Consider the following 8,495-nt stretch of genomic DNA (forward strand, 5'->3'; position numbering starts at 1 on the left):
GGATGAGGGTGTGGGCGTGGGCGTGGATGTCGATGTGGGTGTGGGTCGTGTGGTCATTCCCGCTCCTCCGCTGTCGCCCGGCGCCACCGCGCCCTCGCGAGCCGCCCGATCAGCCAGATCGGGACGAGCGCCGCGACGCCGCCGTAGACGACGGTGGCCGTTCTCCCGGCCCGGTCCGCGCTCGTGTCCCGGGCGGCGTTCCCGGTCGGTCTCAGCGAGTAGAGGCTGGAGACGTCGGTCATGACGTCGCCGCCCGCCTGGAACGCGGGGGTCCATCCCCGCCACCGGTCGGTGCGGTAGGCCTGCTGCCCCATCGGCTGCCCCAGCACGATGTAGGGAGCGTCCCGGTGGAGGACCTGCTGCATCTTCTTCACGATCGCGACGCGCTTGCCGTGGTCGCGTTCGTGCTTCTGCTCCGCGTACAGCTCGTCGTACTCCTTGGAGCAGTACCAGCTGTCGCTCTGGAGGGCGCGTTGCCCGCAGGTCAGGTAGATGAGGACCGAGTCGGGGTCGTCGCTGAATCCCCAGCCCCACCAGAACATGTCGTAGTCGCCGCTCAGGACTTCCTCGTTGAGCTTGTCGGCGGTCATCGCGTCGATCCCGATGTCGAAGCCGAGGTCCTGCATCCATTCGCCGATGAGGCGGGTGGCGAGGAGGGACGACTGCTCCGACGCGTCGACCGCGATGCGGAGCCGCGGCATCGGCCGGCCGTCGGGGAGGGTGCGTCTGCCGTGGGCGTTCAGCTTGTATCCGGCCGCGTCGAGTCGGCGGGCGGCGAGTTCCGGGTCGTACCGCGTGTCCTCTACGGGTGGCTTCCACTGGAATTCCGGAAAGCCGTCCGGGACGACCGTCCGCAGCGGCGACATGCCTCCTTTGAACGCCTTGCGGGAGATCTCCGCCGGGTCGAACGCGGTGGTCAGGGCGTGACGGAACGCCGGGTCGAGCACCGCGGGATTCGGGTCACCGAGCGGTTTTCCCGTGTCGGGGTCGGCGGAACCCGAGTTGAAGCCCACCTCCAGGAAGTTGCCGAGGAACGGGAACTGCCCGGCGACGACGTGCGGTTGGCTGCTGAGTTTGCGGGCCTGCAAGGCGTTGACGCTCGACGTGTAGTCGACGTCGCCCTTCAGGATCGCCTGCATGATGGTGTCCTGCGCTTTGAAGAACTGCCAGTCGACATAGGTGACCGGACTGGTCCCGCGCCAGTTCCCGGGCCACGCCTGGAAACGGTAGAGCGAACTGCCCGCCCCGCCCTCCAGAAGCCGGTAGGGCCCGGACGTCACCAGGTTCTTCGGATCGAGCGGATATCGATCGAGTTTCTCGTCGGGATATCTTTCGAGGACCTTTTTGGGGAGGATCGGGATCGGCAGCTTGGGGAGCGTCGCGCTCGGCGCGTCGAGGTCCAGCCTCACGGTGCGGGCGTCCGGGGCTTTCACGGTGCGCACGTTGTCGAGGTAGTTGCCCCAGGTGCTGCCGCCCGGCCCGCCCGCCAGGACGCGCTTGAGGGTGTACGCCGCGTCGGCCGCGGTGAGCGGTGCCCCGTCGCTCCAGCGGAGCCCCGCCCGCAGGTGGTAGGTGACGGTGAGACCGTCCGGCGCGACGTCCCAGGAGTCCGCCAGTCCGGGTCCCTGTTCGGACAGGGAGTCGTGGGAGGGCGAGGTCAGCGCTTCGAAAAGGTAAGGGATCAGGCTGTACGCATTCGACAGGATGAACATCATCGGGTTGAGGGTGTCGACCTCGCCGACGGCCGCGACGGTGAGCTTGCCGCCCGCGCCCTGCGCACCCGGGGCCTTCGCACCCGTGGCCTTCGCACCCGCGGCTTGCACAGCCGTACCGTCGGCGGACCCTGCCGCGACCGTGTCGGTCGCGGAACGGTGACCGGCCGCCGGGGCCGACGCCGTGAACCCGCCGACGAGGAGCGCGACCAGCGCCATCGCCGCGAGGGACCCGGCGCCGGCGCGCGTACATGGGCCTCGGAGGTGAAACGATCTGGAACCTGACGTGGTTCTCCACGGCATAGTGGGCCTCCCGCACGTCGGCGACCGACGTGTCCTCGTCCCCGAAGAGGTGCCCTCGTGGCACGTGCGTCTCGGATTCCGATCAGTAGACCAGCCGGTGCGGGAAGCTATCTTTGGCCTTTTGGCTGAATTTCACGCAGCGGATTTATGCCGTCAGCCATCTCGGCACCCGGCTGCGCGCCGGGGCCGCCGATCGGGGCCGTCGATCGGGACCGTGTTCCGGTCGACGTTCCCGTCGACGTCGCAGTGGGTGCTCCGGTCGACGGCGGTCCGCCCCCTGGACGCGGTGGGGCGCGGGGGCGGGCGCCGGGGGCGTCAGGTGGACCAGATCACCGTGCTGCCGTCCAGGACGACGACCTTGCCGTCGGGCCGCAGGACCAGCTTCGCGCCCTGGTGGCCGTAGCTGCCGGCGGCCCAGATGGGACGGTTCGCCGCGTTGTGGATCACGAGGTTGCCGTCGGCCTGGAAGATGGCCCGGTGGCGCTCCCCGAAGGTCATGGCCGCCCACGTCGCGTTGCCGTTCTCGTTGTAGACGACCAGGTTGCCGTCGTCCTGCATGACCATCCGGATGCGGTTCGTGGTCCAGGCCTCGCCGGCCTCCAGGACGCTGGGCGCCGAGACGACCTGGGTCGACCAGACCGGCTTGGGGCTCTTCTTCGGTGCCTTCGGCTTGACGGCCGCCTTGGTCGGCTTCGGCGGCGGCACGGGCTTCTCCGGCGCGACCGTGGGCTTCTCGGGCGGCGCTTCGACCGGCTTCGGCTCCGGTGGTGCCTCGGTCTTCTTCTTCGGCGCCGCGGAAGGGGTGGGCTTCTCGGTGACGTAGCCGTCGGCGGAACCGAAGGCGGCGGCCTCGTCCAGCACCGTGCCGGAGCCCGGAGCGGTCGACTCCGACGCGGCGTTCGGCCGGTCGTCCCGCTTGTCGAAGCCCCCGGCCAGCAGCAGCGGCACGGCGACCAGCACGGCTCCCGCCATCGCGGCGGCCGCCACCATCGGCTTGTTGAGCCGCCCGCCGCCCGAGGCCGTGGCCGCGGTGTCCCCGGGCGGCGTGGCACCGTCACCCGCCGTGGCCACCGCGCCACCGCCGACGCCGACACCGCCCGACGGTTCGGGGGACGCCCCGCCCCCGACTCCGGCACCGGCACCGGCACCTGCACCTGCTTCGGCACCGGCGCGGGGAGTCGCGGCGGCCGGGAGCGTGGTGTCGGGGTGAGGGGTGGCGGAGGGTGCGGGCTCTGCGGTTCCCGGCTGCTCCGCGGCTCCGGGCTTCTCCGTGGCTGCGGGCTGCTGGGCGGGCCCCGGCTGCCGCGGGGTCGGGGCGGGCGGCTCTGCGGTGTCGGGCTGGTCCGGCGCGGCTGCGGCGGGGGCCGTGCCGGGCGCCGCTGCGCTCGTACGGGCCGCGGCGGCGCCGGTCTCCGCCTCGGCCTCGGGTGCGGGCGCGGGCGCTCCGGGCGCGGCTGCGGCCGTGGCGTGCTCGGGGCCGGCGGGGGCCGCCGCCGGGCTCAGCGCACCGGCGGGCGGCGCGACGGAGGCGGGCAGCGGGACGGCCACCCGTACGCGCGGCGCCGCACCGGCTGCTGCGGGGTCGGTTCCGTCGGGTAGGTCATGTGCGGGGACCATGGGGTCGCTTCTCCTCAGCGGCAGGCGTCACGGGCGGTCGGGTCCGGTCCGGGGCCAGTTCCGGGTCCGGGTCCAGGTCGGAGGGGGGTCTCGGCAGCGCGGCCGGAGGGGTCAGGAGAAGGACCAGAGGTGGTCGTCCTTGAGATCGCAGTCGAAGATCGTCAGCCTGGCGTCCTTGCCCCCGGAGCCGTAGTAGCCGCTCACGTCGAGGCAGAGGTTGCCGCTGGAGTGGCTGCGTATCCAGAACTTCCCCGCGGACTTCTTGTCCAGGTACCAGAGCTGGTTGTCGGCGGTGGTGCCGTTGCAGTGGTACTCGGACACGGCGGTACGGGCCGGGCGGCCTCCGTAGTAGGGAAGGTCCAGGCAGTAGCCGTCCAGGCTGTTGCGGATCGTGAAGAGGTCGGCTCCGGCGGGCCCGGCGTTCTCCTTGGTCACCACGAGGTCCCACAGCTGGTTGTCGCCGGTCCGGTCGCATGTGTACTGGTTCACCGGACCGTCCACCCGGCCCCTGCCGTAGTTGGGGACGTCCACGCACAGCCCGGTCATGACGTTCTTGATGAGCACCCTGGTGGTGGTGCGGAAGTCGGCACCCTGCGGGAGGGAGCGTCCCGTCGCCTTCCTGCGGGCCGGTGCCGCCGCCTTCGCCGGGCGGTTCTGACCGCCGGGGGCCGAGGCCCGCGGCGTCGTCGGCGTGGCCCGGGACGGCGAGGCGGGCTCGGACTCCTTGACCTGTCCCGCCGCGGGAGTGGCGCTCTCCGACTCCTTCGCTCCCCCCGCCCCCGGAGCGTTCACCTTCTTTTCCGGCGGGACCGGGGTCGAGGCGACGTAGCCGTCGGAGCCGGGCGCGCCGTCCGACCCGCCGCCTTCGAGAAGGGTGCCGCCGACGGGCTGCGCCCGGTCCGCTCCCGTGGGCGGCCGGTCGTCCGCGCCGGTCCCGAGCAGCAGGAACGGCACCCCGACGAGGACCGCTCCGGCGATCGCCGCCGCCGCGAGCAGCGGCTTGCCGGGGCGGCCGTTCGACGGTTCGTCCCCGTGCGTCGCCGTCCGGCCCTCTGACGGGGCGGCCGGAGAGGAGGCGGCGGCGGTCGCATCGGGCACGGCGGGGGGCGCAGAGGGGCCGGTTGCGGTCGGCGGCTGCGGCGGGGCCTCGGGGACATCGGCTCCCGAGCCGGACGACGTCTCGGGGAGGGGTGCCTCCGCCGTCACCGGGGTGCTGTTAGGCGCGGGGAGGGGTGCTCCTGCTGCCGGGGTGCCCTTCGGCGCGGGGACAACGGCCTCTTCCGCCGGAGCGCCCTCCGGTGCCGTCTCGCCGCGCGGAGCGGCCGGGGCCGTCGGCTCACCGTGGACGGCCGGGGCCGCCGGGGCCTCCGTACCCTCCGCGACCGGTGAAGGGGCGGCCGACGGCTCGGTGCCCGCCGACGGGGTGGCCGTCGCGGCGGACCCGGACGGCTGAGGTCCGGGCGGAGGTACGGGCCGACCGGTCGCCGCGAGGAGGCCCTGGGGCGGGGGGCCGGGTGCGGCCGCCCCCGCGGGGAGGACCGACGCCCGGCGCACGGCGGGACCCGGTGTCTCCGTGCTGTCACCTTGCTGCGGCATCGCTGCTAGTCCATTCCGTAGAGTCAGTGGTCGAGTGAGCCCAGAGGCCCGGCACAGCGGCCCGGCCAGCCGAACGTCCCTGCCCCGGACGGGCGTTGGGCCAGGACGTCGTCGAGGCGGGCGAGTACGGTGCGGTCCTGGTCGTCCAGGGGCGTGTGGTCGAGGGGAGCGGCGCCCGCGGCGGCGGGCAGTTCGCGCAGGAGGACGAGCGGCGTCGGGCCCTCGCCGCGTACGTCGAGCACCTTGAACAGGGTGCCGGGCGCGAAGACGACCTCGTCCGCCTGGGCCTGGGGGCCTGTCGCGCCGAACAGGTGCCGTACCCGGCGTCCGGTCACCGACCAGACGGCGTACCGGGTGCTCGCCGGGCGGGCGCCGGAGCCGTCGCCCGGCAGGGCGCTCACCGGGGCGGGATCGCGCAGCACGGCGCCGGGCACCGGTGTCGCGCCGCCGCCCTCACCGGCCCCGCGCAGCGCGGGCCCCCGGAACGACGGCATCCGCCGCAGGGCCGAGGCGACGCAGGCCGCGTACGGCAGCAGGCGCGGGTCGCCGGTCCGCAGGCCCCGGTCGAGTTCCTCGTGCCCGAGCGGGCCGTCCCCCGTGCGCAGGTACAGGAGCAGGGCGACCAGGTCGGCGCGCGCCGCCTCCTGTTCGGGTCCGCGCAGCGCGGGCATCCTCGTGAACGCGCGCGTGACGACCGCCGCCTGACGGTCCCACAGCGCGTCCGCGAGGACCCGGAACGCGGCCCGCTCGGCCGCGGTGCTCTGGTGTCCGGGCTGGAACGGAACAGCGGGCAGCGGCCGCACGGGGCGCACGGGCCGTGGCGCGGAGGTGGTCTCCGGGACCGGCCGGGGCGTCGGCGGTACGGGGGCGGGGGCGGGCGTCGCGTTCGGTGTCACGGGTACGGGAGTGGGCGTCCCCGTCGGCGCCGCGGGTACGGACGCCGACGTCTCCCTCGGCCCTGCGCGGCGGGATGTCTCCTCGGCGGGAGCGGAACTGGTGAGGCGGGGCCGGACCGGGGGGCCCGGCAAGGACGGCTCCCGGGATGACCCATGTTCGGGCGTGCTGCGGGTGCTGTCCGGTGCGGGTTCCGATGCCGGTCCCGGTCCTGGTGCCGGTGCCGGGGGCGGGGGCGGGGGCGCTCCGTTCTCCTTGTCGCGTTCGCGATCCGGCTCGGTGGCCTGCGGTGAGGCCGCGGTGCGCGCCTGCGGACGGGTCTGCGGATCGCCGGTCGTCGCCCCTGCCGACGCGGCCGTGCGCGCGGCGTGCCCGGCCGTCGTACCGGCCGCCGCTGCCGCGGCCTTCGGCTCGGGAAGCACGGTGGCGGCGGGCGCGGTGGGCACGGTGGGCGCGGCGGATGGCGTGGGCGCGCCCGAGGTACGGAGGGGCTGGCTCCGGTCCGGTCGGTGGGGCGTACGGGGCCCGCTCGTCGTGGCGGATGCGCCGACCGTCGCCCCCGTCGGCGCCGTGGAGGTGGCCGTCACCGTCGGCACGGAGCGCGGCGGGGTGGGCGACGGCGGTGGCGCGGCGGCGGTCTGCGGCGCGACACCCGCCGCCGGAGCATGGGCGGCCGGAGCATGCGTGGCCGGAGTGGGCGCGGCCGGAGTGGGCGCGGCGGGGTCGGGGCCGCCGCTCGCCGCCGGTCGGTTCCGCTCCCCCGGGGACGTCGAGGGGTGGCCCGCGGGCTCGTTGGCCGCCTGTGCCGCTGCCGGGCGGGCCCCGGCTGGCGCCGTCCTGGTGAACGTCGCGAAGCGGAGGCTTCTGACCTGGTACTGGGCGGCCAGTCGGCGCAGTTCCTGGCCGCCGTCGGCGGCGGTGCCGTGGACCTGCACACGGGCGCGGGAGGACATGCCCGGCGGCAGCCCGGCGAGCAGTCTCTCCAGGACGGGGGACAGTGACCGGTCGAGCACCTCGCCGGGGCGGCCGACCTCGATCTCGGGGCCGCGGGCGTCGACCGGGCGGGCGGCGAGCGCGCCCGGCTCGGTGTCCGTGCCGCTGATCCACAGTCCCGCCCGGGTCGCGGTGACCTGCCACCGGTCGGAGAGGCGCACCCGGCCGCGCCGGGGGTCGCCCGGTCCGGTCAGCGGCGGGGTCCAGCGCAGCAGCCGGGGCGCGGACGCGCCGGGGGCGCAGATCACGGAGTCGACGAACGGCTGCCAGCTCGGTGTCCCGTCGGTGCCCACGGCCGTCGAGCGGACGGTGCCGCGGTGCCGGCCGGAGTCGGTGAGGAGCGGCAGCCCGCTGTAGACGACGACGTCGGCGTCGGTGAGTTCGGCGACGCCCTGGCCGACGCGCAGCACGTCCCGTCGGCCGCCGGGGGCGAGCCGCAGGGTGGTGCGCGCGGTGTCGGTCAGGGCCGTCACGACCTCCGCGACGTCGTCGGTGACGACGTCCTCGCCGTCCGGTACGCCGACGACGACGAGGAGTCCGCGCCGGTCGACGGGGACGGCGAAGCACAGGTCACCCGGGCGCGGCGCGCGGGCGCGCTCGGGTCGGACGAGCACCCCGGCCGGTATGTGCTGCACGACGCACCCGCCGCTGGTGCGGGACGGCAGGCTGCCGGGGGCGGGCTGCCAGTCCGGGGCGGGTTGGCGGGGTCCGAGGGGGACCGCCGGGGCGCCGGGCGAGAAGAGCCACCAGCCGCCCTCGCGGTCGGCCGGTCCGGGGCCGGGCGACGGGTCGTGGACGAAGAGTCCGCCGCCGGGTACGCCGAGGACCGTGCCGTCGGGGGCGATGACGTCGAACCCCCAGGCGTCGGCGATCCGCCGGGCGACGGACGGCATCCCGGGGCGCTCGTCGCCCGCGCCGGACATGGCGAGCCGGACGGTGTCGACGCCGTCGCCGCGCAGGGTGTCGAGGAGGGCGGCCAGTCGCGGCCAGAGCGCGGGAGCGGAGGCTTCGTCGGCGCCCGCGACGACGGTCATCGTCCCGTCGGCGTCCGACTCCAGGGTGCGGGTGAGATCGGCGATGTCGGCGGGGACCAGCAGTTCGTCGGAGAACCGCCGCAGGAGCATGAGGCGGTCGTACTCCTCGACGAGGAAGCCGGGTTGGCCGGACGCGTCCTGGCCGGTCCGGTCGGTCCCGGACGGAGGGGTTCCGGTCCGGTTCCGGTCGGTGCCGGACGGCGGGGCCTCGGCCCCGGCCCGGCGGCGGCGCCAGCGCATCAGCGGTGCCCTCTCTCGGAGGACGGCACCGGAGCGTCGAGGCCCGGAACTATTTCATACACCACATACATGGAAGGTGAATCCCCGCTGAGATGACTGATCGGTT

At 74.9% G+C, this 8,495-nt stretch carries 4 protein-coding genes; all 4 read right to left on the reverse strand.

Features of this window, described 5'->3' with window-relative positions:
* Positions 1-53: 53 nt before the first annotated feature.
* Positions 54-1,931 carry an ABC transporter substrate-binding protein gene (locus ACIQPQ_RS15910; protein WP_401304086.1) on the reverse strand — a complete coding sequence of 626 codons (1,878 nt, stop codon included), beginning with the start codon at positions 1,929-1,931 and terminating at the stop codon, positions 54-56.
* A gap of 399 nt (positions 1,932-2,330) precedes the next feature.
* On the reverse strand, positions 2,331-3,632 hold the full coding sequence (locus ACIQPQ_RS15915; protein WP_401304087.1) for a mannose-binding protein: 1,302 nt from the start codon (positions 3,630-3,632) through the stop codon (positions 2,331-2,333).
* A gap of 111 nt (positions 3,633-3,743) precedes the next feature.
* Positions 3,744-4,730 (reverse strand): RICIN domain-containing protein, encoded by a 987-nt coding sequence (locus tag ACIQPQ_RS15920; protein ID WP_401304090.1) that lies wholly within the window; start codon positions 4,728-4,730, stop codon positions 3,744-3,746.
* Between the two features lie 521 nt (positions 4,731-5,251).
* On the reverse strand, positions 5,252-8,389 hold the full coding sequence (locus tag ACIQPQ_RS15925; RefSeq protein WP_401304092.1) for a hypothetical protein: 3,138 nt from the start codon (positions 8,387-8,389) through the stop codon (positions 5,252-5,254).
* Positions 8,390-8,495 lie beyond the last annotated feature (106 nt).

It is taken from the genome of Streptomyces sp. NPDC091281, from assembly GCF_044757425.1.
In the GTDB taxonomy this organism is placed as follows: domain Bacteria; phylum Actinomycetota; class Actinomycetes; order Streptomycetales; family Streptomycetaceae; genus Streptomyces.

What these genes read in the sequence shown, in the direction of transcription:
- ACIQPQ_RS15910 (WP_401304086.1), bottom strand. Translation starts at nt 1,931, where the DNA reads ATGGCGCTGGTCGCGCTCCTCGTCGGCGGGTTCACGGCGTCGGCCCCG.
- ACIQPQ_RS15925 (WP_401304092.1), bottom strand. Translation starts at nt 8,389, where the DNA reads ATGCGCTGGCGCCGCCGCCGGGCCGGGGCCGAGGCCCCGCCGTCCGGC.
- ACIQPQ_RS15915 (WP_401304087.1), bottom strand. Translation starts at nt 3,632, where the DNA reads ATGGTCCCCGCACATGACCTACCCGACGGAACCGACCCCGCAGCAGCC.